Source organism: Streptomyces sp. NPDC001851 (assembly GCF_040297165.1).
GTDB lineage: Bacteria > Actinomycetota > Actinomycetes > Streptomycetales > Streptomycetaceae > Streptomyces.
This window is the reverse complement of record NZ_JBEOYR010000013.1, coordinates 184,236-199,635: the sequence shown is the minus strand read 5'-3', so window position 1 is coordinate 199,635 and position 15,400 is coordinate 184,236. Positions and strand designations below refer to the sequence as shown.

Sequence of the window (15,400 nt, the reverse complement as noted above, 5' to 3'; positions counted from 1 at the left end):
AGCCCCGGCTGCGCTCCGCTCCGCCGGGCGCGCTTCCCGGCTCCGCTCCGCGCGACGCTCCTGCCTTCGGCCCGCTCCGCGCGCGCTGCGCCGACGCGCGCCCACGTGTGGATAGGGCCGGTGGCCATGAGTCGATCACCGCGTACGCGACGGTCAGAACAGTGCCTCCGGCGGGGGATCGGCCGGCACCGGGATGGAGGGGGCGCCGTCGCCGACTGCGGGTCCGTCGTGGCGGATGCTGGGGCTCCCATCCCGCACACCATCGACCCAGGCAGAGCCGAGCAGACGCGGCCCCTGGCGTCCAGGTCGTTCGTACAGTGGCGCGCTCCACCTGGACGCCAGGAACCACGCCTGCTCCACGGTGTGTGGGTCGACGGCGTACGGGATGGGAGCTGGGGAGGGTAGTGGGCTGAGGTATGACTGAGGGCCCGGGAATCTCCCAGGCCCTCAGCTACGACTTCGCGGATAGATCAGGCAGCGATCCGATTCTCAGCCCGCTTGCCCTTGTTCCACTCGGAGAGGATGAGCTGGTAGCACGTGCTCACCCTCGACCCCGTTCCGCTGTGCTGCGTACCGCCCGCGGACGCAAGTGCGGTGATGTTGGCGCGCCACCGGAACGCAGGGTCCTTCTTGCCGATCTTCTCGGCAAGAGCATCATCGCCCACGTGGTCACCATGCCGCCCCAGGAACATGCCGATGCCGCCGAGCAGCATTCCGTCCCAGGTGTCCTTCGTACGCCCCCACGCGGTCTCAGCGACCTTGAGCGTGCGCTCCAGGATCTCAGGCCCATACTGATCAGTGATGCGGAGCACACCCGCAACCGCGCCCACGGTGTTCGTCCCGGAGGAGCCCATGGACAGGTTGCGCGCCACCAGCGCCGACTCCGTGTCAACGAAGAGGGGCAGCCCCGCGGTCAGGCCGATCCTGTACTCGTCAAGAGGCCTCGGCTTGCTCGACTCGCGGTTCTTGATCAGGAACAGCACGGCCTCTTCCATCTGGTCGAGGTCATGGTGCACTTCGGCCACCAGGGTGGGAATGCCAGAGAGCTTGGCAGCGTGCCAACGGTGCATGCCGTCGACGATGTAACGCTCCCCGTTCGCGCGCTGCGAGACCACGATGGTCCCGAGCGCCTCGGGAACCATGTTCTTCGCGATACCCATAGCGCGCGGTTCGTTCAGCGTGCGCTGGGCCTTGTCGTCGATCTTGAGTTCTTCGACGGGGATGCTGACCCCGTGGACGACCCGGTGCTTCGGGAGCTGGTACGGGTACTTCTTGGGCATAGCTCTGCCCTCTCTCCGCCGCGCTTAGGAGGTTGGCCATCTGCCAGTTAAGGGATGCGACGTGCCGTCAAGAGTACTGGGCCAAAAGGGTGATGCAACACGTTTTACCGTTTGACTACTGCTCACTTAGCGGCGGAGCCTCCCCGCACCCACACGGCGCGCGTGCCCCTTGCATGCCCGGTCCAGCGGCATCGGAGGGGGGAACAACGGGGAGCTGCAGCGATCGCGTCCGAAACGCTCAGGTCAGAAAGTTGGCAGGTCAGCCCCCATCCAGTTACGCGATCTTCCAAACTAGCTACGCGGGTTCGATTCCCGTCGCCCGCTCTCATCGGTCACTGTGACCGGCCCAGGGGCCCGGTTCCGCTTCGGCGGAGCCGGGCCTCTGGCGTGCTCAGAGCTCCTTGATGTTGACGGTGTAGACGCAGCGGATGGCGTAGGGGACGTACAGGGCGTCGCCGTGGATCAGCGGTGTCGAGCCCGAGTACACGAAGACGGGGTCCGTTCGGTCGTCGCGGCCGGGAAGGCTGTGCAGTTCCCTGCCCGTGCGGCGGTCGAGGGCGGCGAGCCGGCCGCCCGGGGAGACCACGAAGAGGGAGGAGCCCGTGACGGCGGGCGGGCCGGGGCGCTCGACGGAGGAGCGGGTGTCCCAGCGGGTGCGGCCGGTGACCGGGTTGACGGCGCGGACCTCGCCGCTGTTGAAGGTGAAGTAGAGGGTGTCGCCCAGCAGGGTGGGCGTGGAGTCGGCCGACACGCTGCGGACCAGGGGCACGATGTGGGGGGCGTGGTCGGTGACGTCGAGCAGCGTGATGCGGCGGTAGGGGGCTGCCTTGAAGCTGTCGTCCGGCAGGTCGGACGCGGCGAAGGGCTGGAGAAGGACCAGGCGGCCGCCGGTCTGGCCGGCCAGTGTGAGGTCACCGTCCAGCGCGGCGGTCCAGCGCGGGCGGCCGTGCGCCGGGGCGAGCTGGGCCACGGTGGTGCGCTTGCGCCTGGAGTCGTCGCAGAGCAGGTATCCGCGGCCCCGCGCGGCCCCGGTCTCACAGGTGCGGTCGGTGTCGGTGTGCGGGGCGGGCATGGCGCGCGTCCAGCGCGGGATACCGGTGGCCGGGTCGAGCAGGGAGTACGTGGCGTGCGCGCCGATGACGAGCGGCCCGTCGGCCGTGATCGCGACCGTGCCGTTTGCCAGGGAGGGCTCCACATCGCCGACGGGCCTGCTCCAGCGGACCTTCCCGGTGCGGGCGTCGACGGCCTGGAAGGCGTAGGAGGAGTCCTGGGAGCCCTTGGGCGTGGTGTCGGCCGCCGCGTAGACGTCGTGCCCGTGCGTGCCCAGCACCCCGCCGGTGGGCAGCGTGCCGCCGCCGTTCGCCGGGTCGGGGTGAGCGGCGGCGGGCAGGCTCCACTCGACCTTGCCCGTGGCGAGCGAGAAGCGGACGGCCTTGAGTCCGTCCCCGGAGCAGATCAGCCCGCCGTCGAGCGCCGTACAGGACGGGAAGGCCGAGCTGGGGCTGGTCTTGTCGTCGGTCTCCCGGGCCTGCCAGGCCCGCCAGCCCGTGGGCAGGTCGGCGCGGGAGCCCCCCTTCGCGTCTCCGGTCAGCTGCAGGGCCACCAGGGAGCCGGTCGCGGCGAGCGCCAGGGCGCCGGCGATCGGGGCCAGCCACCGGGCACGGCGCCGGCGGCGGGGTCGTACCGGCTCGGTGTCCTGGTCCAGGGGTTGCTCCAGCCGCTCGGGCAGCCGGCCGTCGCGGAGCAGGTGCAGGAGTTCGCCGGGGGTCGGGCGGGCCTTGGGGTGCTTCTCCAGGCAGAGGCGGACGAAGGGGAGCAGGTCGGCGGGGACGCCGTCGAGGTCGGGCTCCCGCTCGACGACCCGCGTCGCCGTCTCCCAGTGGCTCGCGCTGTCGAAGGGGCCGCGCCCGGTGGCGGCGTACGCGACGACCGCGCCGAGGGAGAAGACGTCGGTGGCGGGGCCGACCTCGTGCGGGGAGGTGAACTGCTCGGGGGACATGAAGGGCGGGGTGCCCATCACCCGTCCCGTCTGGGTGAGGTCGTCGGCGGCGGTGGACTCGGCGGCGCGCGAGACGCCGAAGTCGATGACGCGCGGGCCGTCCTCGGCGAGCATGACGTTGGCCGGTTTCAGGTCCCGGTGGACGACTCCGGCGCGGTGGATGTCGCGCAGCGCCTCGGCGAGGCCGGCGGCGAGTTCGCGCAGCCGGTGCGGCGGGAGCGGGCCGTGGCGGCGGACGTGGGTGCCGAGGTCCTCGCCGGGGATGTAGAGCGTGGCCATCCAGGGGCGCGGGGCGTCGGCGTCCGCGTCCACCACGGGGGCCGTGAAGGCGCCGCTGACCTGGCGTGCCGCGGCCACCTCGCGGCGGAACCGGATGCGGAACTCGTCGTCGTCGGCGTACTGCCCGTGGACGACCTTGACCGCGAGCCGGCGGCCGGAGGCGGACCGGGCGAGGTACACCACACCCATGCCGCCACTGCCCAGGCGGTCCTCGATCCGGTAGCCGCCGATCTCCGCCGGGTCCGTCTCGCGCAGCGCCATACCCGTGGGTCCCCCGTTGTTTCAGTTGTTCAGCACGTTCCGCTCCGGCTGCCCCGCACCGGTCAGAACTTGATCGAACTGATGGAGTCCGCTATCGAGTTCAGGAAGCGGTCGATGGACGGGGCCATGCCGGTCGAGGCGAGGAAGAAGCCGAACAGGACCGCGACGATGGCGGGGCCCGCCTTGATGTTCCCCCCTCTCAGGAGCACTACAAGGATGATCGCCAACAGCAGCACCACAGACAGTGAAATGGCCACAACTGATCACACCCTCGGTCGGTCCGCTCTCCCGGCCCGGAGGTACGGCCCGCGCACCCCCGCCAGAACCATCGTGCCACCAACCCGGCCAGGCTATGCGGCCCATGACGCAACGTCGGGCCCGGGCCGGGCGCGGGGGATGCGCCGCACGGTAATTCGGGGACGCGTCCGCGGACGTCCTCCCGGGATATTGCGCGACTTCGTTTCGCTGCGCACACACCTTCTGCGCAGGTAATTCGAATCGACCGCACCGGCATGACGTATGCACCAATTGGCCGGGATGAACAGGACAACAGGGACGAACGGGCGGCCTGCCGTGTGCCCATCATCACGTAGGTCCGGGCGTCGAGTTCGGTAAATCACGGGGTATACGAAGTCACCAACCAGAAATAGCTGCGGTAGTTTTACGAAATCCCACGGACGACGCTAGGGTGCGTCAGATGTTTGACGCCGCCCCGCTCCCCGGCCAGAACCGCAGGCCGCTCCCCCCGGCACAGTCGCCGGCGGACGGAGCGCCCGGTCCCCGCACCCCGATGGGCACGCAGGAGCGGCGGCCCCCGGCGGACAGACCGGGCAAACAGCGCGACGCGTTCTTCGACAACGTCAAGTACCTGGCGATCGTGCTGGTGGCGGTGGGCCACTCCTGGTCGCCGGTGAAGAGCGACAGCCGGATCCTCGAAGGCCTGTACGACGTGGTGTACACCTTCCACATGCCGGCGTTCATCATCATCTCCGGCTACTTCTCCCGGAGTTTCGACCTGCGGCCGGACCGGCTGAAGCGTCTGATCACCGGTGTGGCGGTGCCGTACGTCCTGTTCCAGACGGCCTACTCGCTGTTCCGGCGCTACGTCGGCCATGTCACCGACCAGCCGTTCAACCTCTTCTCCCCCTGGTACCTGACCTGGTTCCTGTGCGCGCTGTTCGTCTGGCGCCTGATCACCCCCCTGTGGAAGCTGGTGCGTTGGCCGGTGCCCGTCGCGCTGGGGATCGCCATGCTCGGCTCGGTCTCCGCGGGGACGGAAAGCGGTCTTGACCTCGGTCGCGTCCTGCAGTTCCTGCCCTGTTTCGTACTGGGCCTGTGCCTGAGGCCCGAGCACTTCACCGCGCTGCGCCGCAGGTGGGTGCGGATCGCGTCGGTACCGGTGGTGGCAGCGGCACTGGCCGTCGGCTGGTGGAGCGCACCCCGTATGGACGTCGGCTGGTTCTACCGGGAGAGCGCCGCGCAGGACCTGGGCGCACCCTGGTGGGCCGGGCCGCTGATGACGCTGGCGCTGTTCGGCTGCGCCATGCTGCTGACCGCGTGCTTCTTCGCGTGGGTGCCGCGCCGCAGGATGTGGTTCACCGCACTCGGAGCGGGCACGCTGTACGGCTACCTGCTCCACGGCTTCGTGGTGAAGGGCTGTCTCTACGCGGGCGTTTTCGACGTCGCCCAGCGGTACGGCATGCTCGGTTCGCTCGCCGTCACGGTGCTCGCGGCCGCCGTCGTCACGCTGCTGTGCACGCCGCCGGTGCAGCGGGTGTTCCGCTTCGCCATGGAGCCGAAGCTGGGGTGGGCGTTCCGGCAGGACGCGGCCGAACTGGCCCGCGAGCGCCAGACGAAGGAGCGCGAGAAGGTCAGCGCCTAGGCGGGTTCCGAAGCCCCCTGGTACCCGACAACCCCTGGTACCCGACTCCGCCGACCTTGGTACCCGACTCCTCCTCCCCCGGTGTCCGACGTGCCGGGACCTCGCGGAAACGGACGCGCGATGCCATCATGTAATAGACGCTAATCGCCAGCAGCTATTACCTGCTCATGGAGGGGCCGTGTCTTTCGGGAGTACTGCCGAAGCTGTACGCGCATGGGTCGAGGGCTGGGTCGTGTCGCGCGGGGCGGCCGAGCCGACGCGCGAACCCTGGGGTTTCACGGTCCAGGTCGGCCTGCCCAAGGAGGTGGCCCGGCATGTACTGACCGCCGCCGACGAGGCGACCGTCCGGAAGCTGGCCGAGAACAGCACCGCCGGTGTCGCACTCAAGGCGTTCGTGCCGGCGCCGACCCTTCAGGCGTGGCTGCCGCCGGGATGGGGGCTGCTCGACGGTCACGCCGCCTTCATGGCCGTCTCCCTGACCGGGGCCGGGGCCCCGCCCGGCGTCCCCGACGGCTACCGGCTGAGCAGCTGGCGCCGGGGCGGCGTCACCCGGGTCGTGGTGCGAGCCGCCGACGGGGCCTTCGCGGCGCGCGGCCAGATAGCCGTCACCGGTGCGACCGCCGTCGTCGACCAGGTGGAGACCGACCCCGCCCATCAGCGGCGGGGCCTCGGGCGCGCGGTGCTGGACACGCTCGCCGCGGCTGGCGCGGGCCAGGGCGCGAGGGCGGCCGTGCTGGGCGCGACCGAGGAGGGCCGGGCGCTGTACGAGGCCTTGGGCTGGCGCGTAGTGGCCCCACTGAGCGCGGCCATGCGCGTCACAGCACCCGGCACGCGTGTCACCGGCGTCCCGGGACAGCACGGCTAGCCCGCTCCCGCTCCGCCCCGGCCCAGACCGAGCAGTGCGCGCATCCGGGCGTACTTCTCGGTCAGCCGTTCCCGGGTCGGTCCGTCCAGGATCGCGAGCCGGTCCGGGTCGGCGTTGTGCGCCAGGTCGGCCTCCTTCACCAGCCGGGCGCCCTCCGTGGCGAGGATCCGCCGCGCGTACGCCTCCGGCTCCTCCCCAGGCCGCTTGGTGAGGGCGTCCACGATGGCCTTGGTCCGCGCGGTCAGCGCCGCCCGTGCCAGCCACTCCCGGGACAGCGCGTCGTCCTCGACGGAATCGTGCAGCCAGGCCGCCGCGATCTGCTCCAGGTCCCCGCCCCGCGCACGTACCCCGGCGGCTACGGCGGCGAGATGCTCGGCGTACGGCCGCCCCGCCTTGTCGGTCTGGCCTGCATGGGCGGCACGGGCGAGAGCCTCGACCTCGGCGAGCGTGAGCTGTGTCATCGGCCCAGTGTCTCGCGAAGCCCGCCGCGCGATGTCTCCGTCCGCGCGATCTCTCCGTCCGCGGGGCGGCGCGGTCCGGGAGGGTGGCCTCGGCCGGGGCGAGGAGTTCGGCCGCGGTGGTGGTGTCCGGCGCCCGGGCAGGCCTCAGCGGGTGGGACCCGACGCCTGGCGGCAGATCAGGAGGAGGGCCCGGTCGTCGTTGACGTCCTTCGCGACCGCCTCGATGAGGTGCCAGGCGGCGCCGTGGAAGCCGCCGGCGACATAGCGGTCGGCCTCGCCGGTGAGGCGGTCGATGCCCTCGACGATGTCGCGGTCGGAGGTCTCCACCAGGCCGTCCGTGAAGAGCATCAGGACGTCGCCGGGGCGCAGGGAGCCCTTCACGGGGTCGAACTGGGCGCCGTCGTACACGCCGAGCAGCGGGCCCTCGGCGGCCTTCTCCTCCCAGCGTCCGCTGCCCGCGCTCAGCTGCAGGCCCGGGGGATGGCCGGCGGAGTACAGCTCGTAGTCGCCGGAGTCCAGGTCCAGGACCAGGTGGATGGAGGTGGCGAAGCCCTCGTCCCAGTCCTGGCGGAGGAGGTAGCCGTTGGCGGCGGGGAGGAAGGCGTGCGGGGGCAGCGAGCCGAGGAGGCCGCCGAAGGCGCCGGAGAGCAGCAGGGCGCGCGATCCCGCGTCCATGCCCTTGCCGGACACGTCGGTGAGGACGACCTCCAGGGTCCGGCCGCCGTTCGTACGGGCCGCGACGACGAAGTCGCCGGAGAAGGACTGGCCGCCGGCCGGGCGCAGCGCCATCTCGTGGTGCCAGCCCTGCGGCAGCTTCGGCAGCTTGCTCTGCACCCGGATCCGCTCGCGCAGGTCGAACAGCATGGTGCCGCCGCGCCGCCAGGGCACGCCGACCCGGCTGCGGAACTGGGCCGTGAGCAGGCCGAAGAAACCGCAGGCCGCCACGACGAGGACGATGCCCGGGGTGACCCGGGAGGGGCCCTCGGTGTAGGGGCCGAGCCGTACCGACTCCACGATCAGTGCGGTGGCTCCCGCCGCGTACAGGCCGAGCAGGCTCGCCGGACGCAGCAGCAGGCCGCCCGCGACGATCGGCAGCACCAGCGTGGCCGGGGAGCACCACACCGAGTCGACGAGCGTCATGGCCATGAGGACCGGGATGGTGAGCAGCAGTCCGGCGAACGCGATCCAGTCGGAGCCGTCGCCGCGGAAGTAGTCCACGGCGCTTCTGCGCAGGCCGACGCGGGCCCGGTGCCACTGCATCTTCCACCGGGCCGTGAACGTCTCGGCCTTCGCGCGCCGCCCTCGTCCTGCTGCCATTAGTTCGGACCCTATCCAGCGGACCGGCTGCTTGGCACGGGAGGTCCCACTTGTCCCCCGTGCGAGGCCCAACTTCGTGGTGCGTCCGATGTTTGTCCGTGGTTTGTCCGTCCTTCGTCCCGTGGTGCGTGCCCGCGGTGAGCGGCACGCGGGGCCATCGCGCCGCCGACCGGGAGAAATTCACTGGCTCGCCCCGCATTGCCCTGATAGGCATGGCTCATGGGGACTGACCGCGGGACCGAGCTGAGGACGCTGCGCCCTGAGGAGTTCGACCGGTGGTGGGATCACCTGGTCCGTGCGTTCGGGGGCGGGCCGGCCTCGCCCGAAGAGCGCGAACTGGACCGATCCGTCACCGAGTTCGACCGTTCCCTGGCCGTCTGGGACGCGGACGAGATCGTCGGTACGTCCGGGGCCTTCAGCTTCCGGATGACCGTGCCGGGCGGAGCGGTGGTGCCCACGGCCGGTGTGACCATGGTCAGCGTGGCCGCGACGCACCGGCGGCGCGGGATCCTGACGTCGATGATGCGGCGGCTGCTGGACGACGCGCACGCCAGGGGCGAGCCGCTGGCGGCCCTGTTCGCCTCCGAGCCCGCGATCTACGGCCGCTTCGGGTACGGCACGGCGACCTTCCAGCTCATCGCCGAGATCGACACCGGCCGGGTCACCCTGGCAGTGCCCGCGGGCACCGACGAGGTCCGGTTGCGCTACGCGCCGCCCGCCGACGTCCTCAAGGAGTGCGAGACGGTGTACGCGGCGCTGGTGCCCCGCCGCCCCGGCATGCTGGTCCGGCAGCCCGGCTGGGAGCAGGCCGCCCTGCTCGACCCGGAGAGCGGACGGAACGGGGCGTCGGCCCTGCAGTGCGTGGTCGCCGAACGGGACGGGGAGGTCACCGGGTACGCCCGGTTCCGCACCAAGGAGGGCTGGGGGCCGAGCGGGCACGACGGCACGGTGACCCTGGAGGACCTGGCCGCCCTCGACCCGGTGACCGAGGCCGCGCTGTGGCGTTTCCTGTTCGGCATCGACCTGATGACGACACTGACGGTGCGGCGACGACCGGTCGACGAGGCCTGGCAGCACCTGGTCTCCGACATCCGCCGCTGCCGGCCACGGCTGCGGGACGCCGGACACCTCCGTCTCGTGGACGTGGGGACGGCCCTGTCGGCGCGTACGTATCTGACGCCGGTGGACGTCGTACTGGACGTCGAGGACACCTTCTGCCCCTGGAACGCGGGGCGTTGGCGGCTCACGGGGGACGCCGAGGGGGCGTCCTGCGAGCGCACCTCCGGTACGGCCGAGCTGGCGCTGTCGGTACGGGAGTTGGGCGCGGCCTGTCTCGGCGGGGTCTCGCTGCTGTCGCTGGCGGCGGCCGGGCGGGTACGGGAGCTGCGGCCGGGGGCGCTGACGGAGGCGTCGGTGGCGTTCGGCTCAGCGGTGGCCCCGTGGCTGCCGCACGGCTTCTAGATCGCCTCGCGGGTCGTCGCGGTCAGCGTTTCTGGCAGGTGGGGCACCAGAAGAGGTTGCGGGCGGCGAGGTCGGCGGTGCGGATCCCGGTGCCGCAGATGTGGCAGGGCAGGGTGGCGCGGCGGTAGACGTACACCTCGCCGCCGTGATCGTCCACGCGCGGCGGCCGGCCCATGGCCTCCGGGGTGTGCTCGGGCCGCACGGTGTCGATCCGGTTGTTCCGCACGCCCTCGCGCATCAGCGCGACGAGGTCGGCCCACAGGGTGTCCCACTCGGCCGGTGTGAGGTCCCTGCCCGTCCGGTAGGGGTCGATGCCGTGCCGGAAGAGGACCTCGGCGCGGTAGACGTTGCCGACGCCGGCGACAATCTTCTGGTCCATGAGCAGCGCGGCGATCGTCGTACGGCTGCGGGAGATCCTGCGGTACGCCGCGGTGGGGTCGGCGTCCTCGCGGAGCGGATCGGGGCCGAGGCGGGCGTGTATCGCGCGCTTCTCCTCGTCCGTGATCAGTGCGCAGGTGGTGGGGCCGCGGAGGTCGACGTACGACGTGTCGTTCGCGAGCCGGAGCCGGACGGTGTCGGTCGGCGGGGGCGCGGGGGCGTCACCGAAGCCGACCTTGCCGAACAGGCCGAGGTGGATGTGGACCCAGTCGGTGTCCCGGAAGCGGAGGAAGAGGTGCTTGCCGTGGGCTTCGGTGGCCGTCAGTTCGGCGCGGTCCAGGAGGGCGGCGGCGTCGGAGAACTTGCCCTGGGGGCTGGTGACGCGGGGGGCCGTGCCGCGGAAGCGGGCGGCGTAGTCCTGGGCCAGCCGATGGATGGTGTGCCCTTCCGGCAAGGCGGGGGTGTCCTTTCGTGTCCTGTCCGCCCGCCCACCCGGCTCGGTCCGCTGAGCGGTGAGCGTTCGGGGGCGCGGGCGACCTCTCGGGGCGGGCTGTCTCCTCAGAGCAGGATGCCACCTCGAAGCCGACCGCCCTCTCGCAGCCGAGCCGGACCACTGCCCCCTCCCAGCTGAGCCGGACCACCGACCCTCCCAGCCGCCCGAGCAAGACCACCGCCCCCTCCCAGCCGCCCGGGCCGAGCGGTCGGCTCTTCAGTCGGCTGCGTCGGGGGGCGGGTGGGCAGGTCGGCGGAGTGGTGGAGTCAGGGGGCTGGGCTCCATGGGGCGGTCGACGCCGGAACGGTCCAGTCGGCGGAGGCTACTGCTGGGGGTGGTGCGCGGGGATCGGCGGGAGGTCGCCCGTCGTCTCGTACGCCGACAGCATGTCGATCCGGCGGATGTGCCGCTCGTCACCGGAGAAGGGGGTGTTCAGGAACACCTCGACGAACTTCGTCGCCTCCTCGGTGCTGTGCATCCGCGCGCCCACGGCCACCACGTTGGCGTTGTTGTGCTGCCGCCCCAGCGCCGCCGTCTCCTCGCTCCAGGCCAGCGCCGCACGCACGCCCTTCACCTTGTTCGCCGCGATCTGCTCACCGTTGCCGGAGCCGCCGATCACGATGCCGAGGGCGTCGGGGTCCGCGGCCGCCTTCTCCGCGGCGCGCAGGCAGAACGGCGGGTAGTCGTCCTGGGCGTCGTAGATGTGCGGCCCGCAGTCGACGGGCTCATGACCCGCCGCCTTGAGCCAGTCGACGAGGTGGTTCTTGAGTTCGTAGCCCGCATGGTCGGAGCCGAGATACACGCGCATGCAATGAGTGTGACATGGCTGTCAGGGGGCAGCAGCGTCGGGTGGCGACGCCCTCATTTGTGCCAGAAATGTGAGCGGGGCCATAGAACCTCAAGGGAACCTCAAGTAACGATACGGATTCAGAGGTTCCCGAATTCGTTCGCCTCGGATTCACTGGACCGACTCGTACACCGCTCATACGAGCTGCTCCTCCTGGTGCAAAGGAAATTCCGTCCATGACCCCTGGTTCGGGCCTTCAAGCAGGACTGAAGAACCGCCATCTGTCGATGATCGCGATCGGTGGTGTGATCGGGGCCGGCCTCTTCGTCGGTTCCAGTTCCGGCATCGCAACCGCGGGCCCCGGCATCCTCCTGTCGTACGCCGTCGTCGGCACCCTCGTCGTCCTCGTGATGCGGATGCTCGGCGAGATGTCCGCCGCCAACCCCGCCTCCGGCTCCTTCTCCGCGCACGCCGACCGTGCCCTCGGCCGGTGGGCCGGGTTCTCCATCGGCTGGCTGTACTGGTTCTTCTGGGTCGTCGTGCTGGCCGTCGAGGCCACCGCCGGCGCCGGGATCCTGCACGGCTGGGTCCCGGGCGTGCCGCAGTGGGCCTGGGCGCTCATCGTGATGACCGTGCTGACCGCGACCAACCTGGTCTCCGTCGGCTCCTACGGCGAGTTCGAGTTCTGGTTCGCCGGCATCAAGGTCGTGGCGATCGGCGCGTTCATCGTCATCGGCCTGCTGGCCATCTTCGGCGTCCTGCCCGGCGCGCACGCCGACAAGGCCTCCTTCGGCAACCTGACCAACCACGGCGGGTTCCTGCCGCACGGTCCCGGCGCCATCCTCACCGGTGTGCTGCTGGTCGTCTTCTCCTTCATGGGCAGCGAGATCGCCACGCTGGCGGCCGGCGAGTCGGAGGACCCGCAGCGCGCGGTCACCAAGTCCACCAACAGCATCATCTGGCGTATCGGCGTCTTCTACCTGGGCTCGATCCTGGTCGTCGTCGCGCTGCTGCCGTGGAACGACCCGTCCATCAAGAAGGACGGCTCCTACGTGGCCGCGCTGAACTCGCTCGGCATCGCGCACGCCGGCGAGATCATGAACGTCATCGTGCTGACCTCGGTGCTGTCGTGTCTCAACTCCGGCCTGTACACGGCCTCCCGGATGGCCTTCTCGCTCGGCCAGCGCGGTGACGCCCCGAAGGCGTTCGCCCGCACCACCTCCCGCGGTGTGCCGCTGACCGCGATCCTCGCCTCGGTCGTCTTCGGTTTCGTGGCGGTGTTCTTCAACTACGCCTACCCGAAGACCGTCTTCCTCTTCCTGGTCAACTCCAGTGGCGCGGTTGCCCTGTTCGTGTGGCTGGTCATCTGCTTCTCGCAGCTGCGGATGCGGAAGATCATCCAGCGGGAGGCGCCGGAGAAGCTCATCGTCAAGATGTGGCTCTACCCGTACCTGACCTGGGTGACGGCCGCCTTCATCGTCTTCGTCCTCGGCTACATGCTGACCGACACCAAGGGTGAGAGCAGCGGCCGCACGACCGTGCTGCTGTCGGTGGGCGTGGCGGCGATCGTGGTGCTGGTCGCCGTGGTGAAGGAGAGGCTCGCGGCGAACCGCCCGGCGCCCGCCGTGGACGCCCCGGCCGACAAGGTGTCCGTCGGCTGATCCACCCTCCCGGCTGAACATGGCCGCACAGCTTGACGGCACGCGTCAGGCTGTGCGGCCATGCTGCATGCCATGACCTACGTGGACGCGCACCTGGACCTTCCTCTCCTCCGCCCCGGCGACGCCGGTTACGACGACGAAGTCGCCGGCTTCCAGCTCGGTTTCGCCCAGCGGCCCGCCGTGGTCGTGCCCGCCCGCTCGGCGGCCGACGTGGTGGCCGCCGTGCGGTACGCGGCGGCCCGCGGTCTGCCCGTCGGGGTGCAGGCGACCGGGCACGGGCTGCCCGGCGGTTACGACGGCGGGATGCTCGTCAGCACGCGGCGGATGGACGGGATCTGCGTCGATCCCGGGGCCGGTACCGTCCGGGTCCAGGCCGGGGTGCGCTGGGGCCGGGTGGCCGCGGCGGCCGAGCCGTACGGGCTGGCGCCGCTGAACGGGTCCGCGCCGAGCGTGGGCGCGGTGTCGTACACCCTGGGCGGCGGTCTCGGCATCCTCGCCCGGGAGTTCGGGTACGCGGCCGACCATGTGCGGTGGCTGGAGGCCGTCACCGCCGACGGAGAGCTGCGGCACGTCACCCCGGAGTCCGACCCCGAGCTGTACTGGGCGCTGCTCGGTGCCGGGCAGAGCATCGCACTCGTCACCGAGCTGGAGATCGGGCTCGTACCGGTACGGACGCTGTACGGCGGCTCGCTCGCCTTCGACGGGCGCGTGGTGGACCCGGCGTCCGTGCTACGGGTGTACGCGGACTGGACGCGGACCGTGCCGGACGGGCTGACCTCGTCCTTCGCGGCCGTACCGTACCCGGACCTGCCCACGCTGCCCCCGCACCTGCGGGGCAGGTACGTCGTCTCGATCCGGGTCGCCCACACCGGCGCCGGCGGGGAGCGGATCGTCGCCCCGCTGCGGGAGGCCGGCCCGCTGCTGTCGGACTCGCTGCGCGTGATGCCGTACGCCGAGAGCCACACCATCCACGGCGACCCGGACTTCCCGCACGCCTACCACGGGGACAGCGCGGTCCTGCGGGACCTGGACGTCGAGCGGGCCGGTGACGTGCTCAAGGCGACCGGGCCGGACGCCCCGGGGATGTGTGTCGTCCAGGTCAACCACCTGGGCGGGGCGCTCGCCCGGCCGGCGCCGAACGCGGTGCCGTACCGCGAGGGGCGGTTCCTGGTGCGGCTGCTGACGGTCGGCGAGCGGGAGCAGGCGCGGGCCGTGCTGGACCCGGCGTTCGCGCTGCTGGCCGACGACACCCTCGGCCGGTCCCTGAACTTCGCCTTCGGGGCCGGGGACAGGAACAGCGGGCTGTACGACCCCGAAACGCGCAAGAGGCTCGCCCGGGTCAAGGAGACCTATGACCCGGCGAACCTCTTCCGCAGGAACTACGGCGTCTAGCGCTTGTTCGCGAACTTCCAGGCGGTGGGCAGCGCGCCCATCGCCAGGGCGGCCTTGAGGGCGTCGCCGATCAGGAAGGGGGTGAGGCCGAGCGCGACGGCCTGGGAGAGGGGCATGTGGCCGGCGAGGGCCAGGTAGGGCACGCCGACGGCGTAGATGACCGCCTCGCCGAGGATCATGGTGCCCGCCATGCGCAGCGGCGAGCGGTCGGCGCCGCGCCGGGCCAGGGCGCCGACGGCCGCCGAGGCGAGCAGCATGCCGAGGATGTAGCCGAAGGAGAGCGAGGCCGCGCCGGAGGTGCCGCCCGCGAACCACGGCACGCCCGCGACACCGGCGAGCGCGTACACGGCGAGGGAGAGGAAGCCGCGGCGGGCGCCGAGCGCGGTGCCGACGAGCAGCGCGGCGAAGGTCTGGCCGGTCACCGGCACCGGGGAGTGGGGCACGGGAACGGCCACCTGGGCCGCGAGGCCGGTGAGCACGGCGCCGCCGATGACCAGGGCCGCGTCGCGGACGCGGGACGCGGGGAGCAGATCGGCGAGGACTGCGCCGGGGCGAGCGGTGGCGGTGGCGGTGCTCATGGGGACTCCGCGGGTGACGGGAACATGCTGGGACACGGTGACGCTATCCCAGCCGCCTCGGGCCGATCACCGTCAGCGCTCGACAAAGGGCGGAACGAGAGCTTGGTGGGCTCCGGACAAAGAGTGCGGGCTACACCGATCAGGGCGTGACACTGGTCACTGACCGGCAGTGATTCCTGGCCGTCTGGCCGGATCCGCCTTCCTGTCCTACCCTTCCAGCCATGGTCGCCCAGGCCCGGAACTTCACGTCGCGTCGCTATGTCGACCTGCGACGCCAGGGCACGGCCACCTGTCGCCGCCCCTAGG

13 protein-coding genes are annotated in these 15,400 nt (G+C 71.4%); 5 read left to right on the top strand and 8 right to left on the bottom strand.

Annotation, left to right across the window (positions count from 1 at the left end):
• Positions 1 to 470 precede the first annotated feature (470 nt).
• The 3 genes from ABT171_RS21015 to ABT171_RS21005 all read right to left on the bottom strand — a co-directional run bounded on the left by ABT171_RS21015 (position 471) and on the right by ABT171_RS21005 (position 4,076).
• Entirely contained in the window at positions 471 to 1,280 is an 810-nt protein-coding gene (locus tag ABT171_RS21015; protein WP_351245911.1) for a DUF6551 family protein, read from the bottom strand.
• A gap of 391 nt (positions 1,281 to 1,671) precedes the next feature.
• Entirely contained in the window at positions 1,672 to 3,819 is a 2,148-nt protein-coding gene (locus ABT171_RS21010; RefSeq protein ID WP_351245909.1) for a protein kinase domain-containing protein, read from the bottom strand.
• A gap of 62 nt (positions 3,820 to 3,881) precedes the next feature.
• Positions 3,882 to 4,076: a hypothetical protein gene (locus tag ABT171_RS21005; RefSeq protein WP_055703542.1), complete on the bottom strand. Its 195-nt coding sequence runs from the start codon at positions 4,074 to 4,076 to the stop codon at positions 3,882 to 3,884.
• A 440-nt stretch (positions 4,077 to 4,516) separates the two neighbouring features.
• Here ABT171_RS21005 and ABT171_RS21000 point away from each other — a divergent pair, with 440 nt between their 5' ends.
• Together ABT171_RS21000 and ABT171_RS20995 are read left to right on the top strand one after the other, a co-directional pair.
• The gene (locus ABT171_RS21000) at positions 4,517 to 5,701 is read left to right on the top strand and encodes an acyltransferase family protein (RefSeq protein WP_503075889.1); all 1,185 of its coding nucleotides are present in this window, start codon (positions 4,517 to 4,519) and stop codon (positions 5,699 to 5,701) included.
• A gap of 178 nt (positions 5,702 to 5,879) precedes the next feature.
• Positions 5,880 to 6,566, top strand: coding sequence for a GNAT family N-acetyltransferase (locus ABT171_RS20995; protein WP_351245906.1), 687 nt, complete (start codon positions 5,880 to 5,882; stop codon positions 6,564 to 6,566).
• Here ABT171_RS20995 and ABT171_RS20990 read toward each other — a convergent pair.
• Positions 6,563 to 7,027, bottom strand: a complete 465-nt coding sequence (locus ABT171_RS20990; protein WP_351245904.1) for an HD domain-containing protein — start codon at positions 7,025 to 7,027, stop codon at positions 6,563 to 6,565. The two genes, ABT171_RS20995 and ABT171_RS20990, sit on opposite strands and share 4 nt — an antisense overlap.
• Before the next feature lie 144 nt (positions 7,028 to 7,171).
• The gene (locus tag ABT171_RS20985) at positions 7,172 to 8,344 is read right to left on the bottom strand and encodes a SpoIIE family protein phosphatase (protein ID WP_351245902.1); all 1,173 of its coding nucleotides are present in this window, start codon (positions 8,342 to 8,344) and stop codon (positions 7,172 to 7,174) included.
• 219 nt (positions 8,345 to 8,563) lie between these two features.
• On the opposite strand from ABT171_RS20985, the gene ABT171_RS20980 reads away from it, so the two are divergent.
• A complete protein-coding gene (locus tag ABT171_RS20980) occupies positions 8,564 to 9,805 on the top strand; it encodes a GNAT family N-acetyltransferase (RefSeq protein ID WP_351245900.1) in 1,242 nt (413 codons plus the stop codon).
• A gap of 22 nt (positions 9,806 to 9,827) precedes the next feature.
• On the opposite strand, the gene ABT171_RS20975 is transcribed toward ABT171_RS20980, so the two are convergent.
• Together ABT171_RS20975 and ABT171_RS20970 are read right to left on the bottom strand one after the other, a co-directional pair.
• Positions 9,828 to 10,637, bottom strand: a complete 810-nt coding sequence (locus ABT171_RS20975) for an Fpg/Nei family DNA glycosylase (protein WP_351245898.1) — start codon at positions 10,635 to 10,637, stop codon at positions 9,828 to 9,830.
• Between the two features lie 361 nt (positions 10,638 to 10,998).
• Positions 10,999 to 11,484 (bottom strand): ribose-5-phosphate isomerase, encoded by a 486-nt coding sequence (locus tag ABT171_RS20970; protein ID WP_351245896.1) that lies wholly within the window; start codon positions 11,482 to 11,484, stop codon positions 10,999 to 11,001.
• 215 nt (positions 11,485 to 11,699) lie between these two features.
• On the opposite strand from ABT171_RS20970, the gene ABT171_RS20965 reads away from it, so the two are divergent.
• Positions 11,700 to 13,124 carry an amino acid permease gene (locus tag ABT171_RS20965; RefSeq protein WP_351245894.1) on the top strand — a complete coding sequence of 475 codons (1,425 nt, stop codon included), beginning with the start codon at positions 11,700 to 11,702 and terminating at the stop codon, positions 13,122 to 13,124.
• A gap of 72 nt (positions 13,125 to 13,196) precedes the next feature.
• A complete protein-coding gene (locus ABT171_RS20960) occupies positions 13,197 to 14,516 on the top strand; it encodes an FAD-binding oxidoreductase (protein ID WP_351245892.1) in 1,320 nt (439 codons plus the stop codon).
• Here ABT171_RS20960 and ABT171_RS20955 read toward each other — a convergent pair.
• Positions 14,513 to 15,094: a biotin transporter BioY gene (locus ABT171_RS20955; RefSeq protein WP_351245890.1), complete on the bottom strand. Its 582-nt coding sequence runs from the start codon at positions 15,092 to 15,094 to the stop codon at positions 14,513 to 14,515. The two genes, ABT171_RS20960 and ABT171_RS20955, sit on opposite strands and share 4 nt — an antisense overlap.
• Positions 15,095 to 15,400 lie beyond the last annotated feature (306 nt).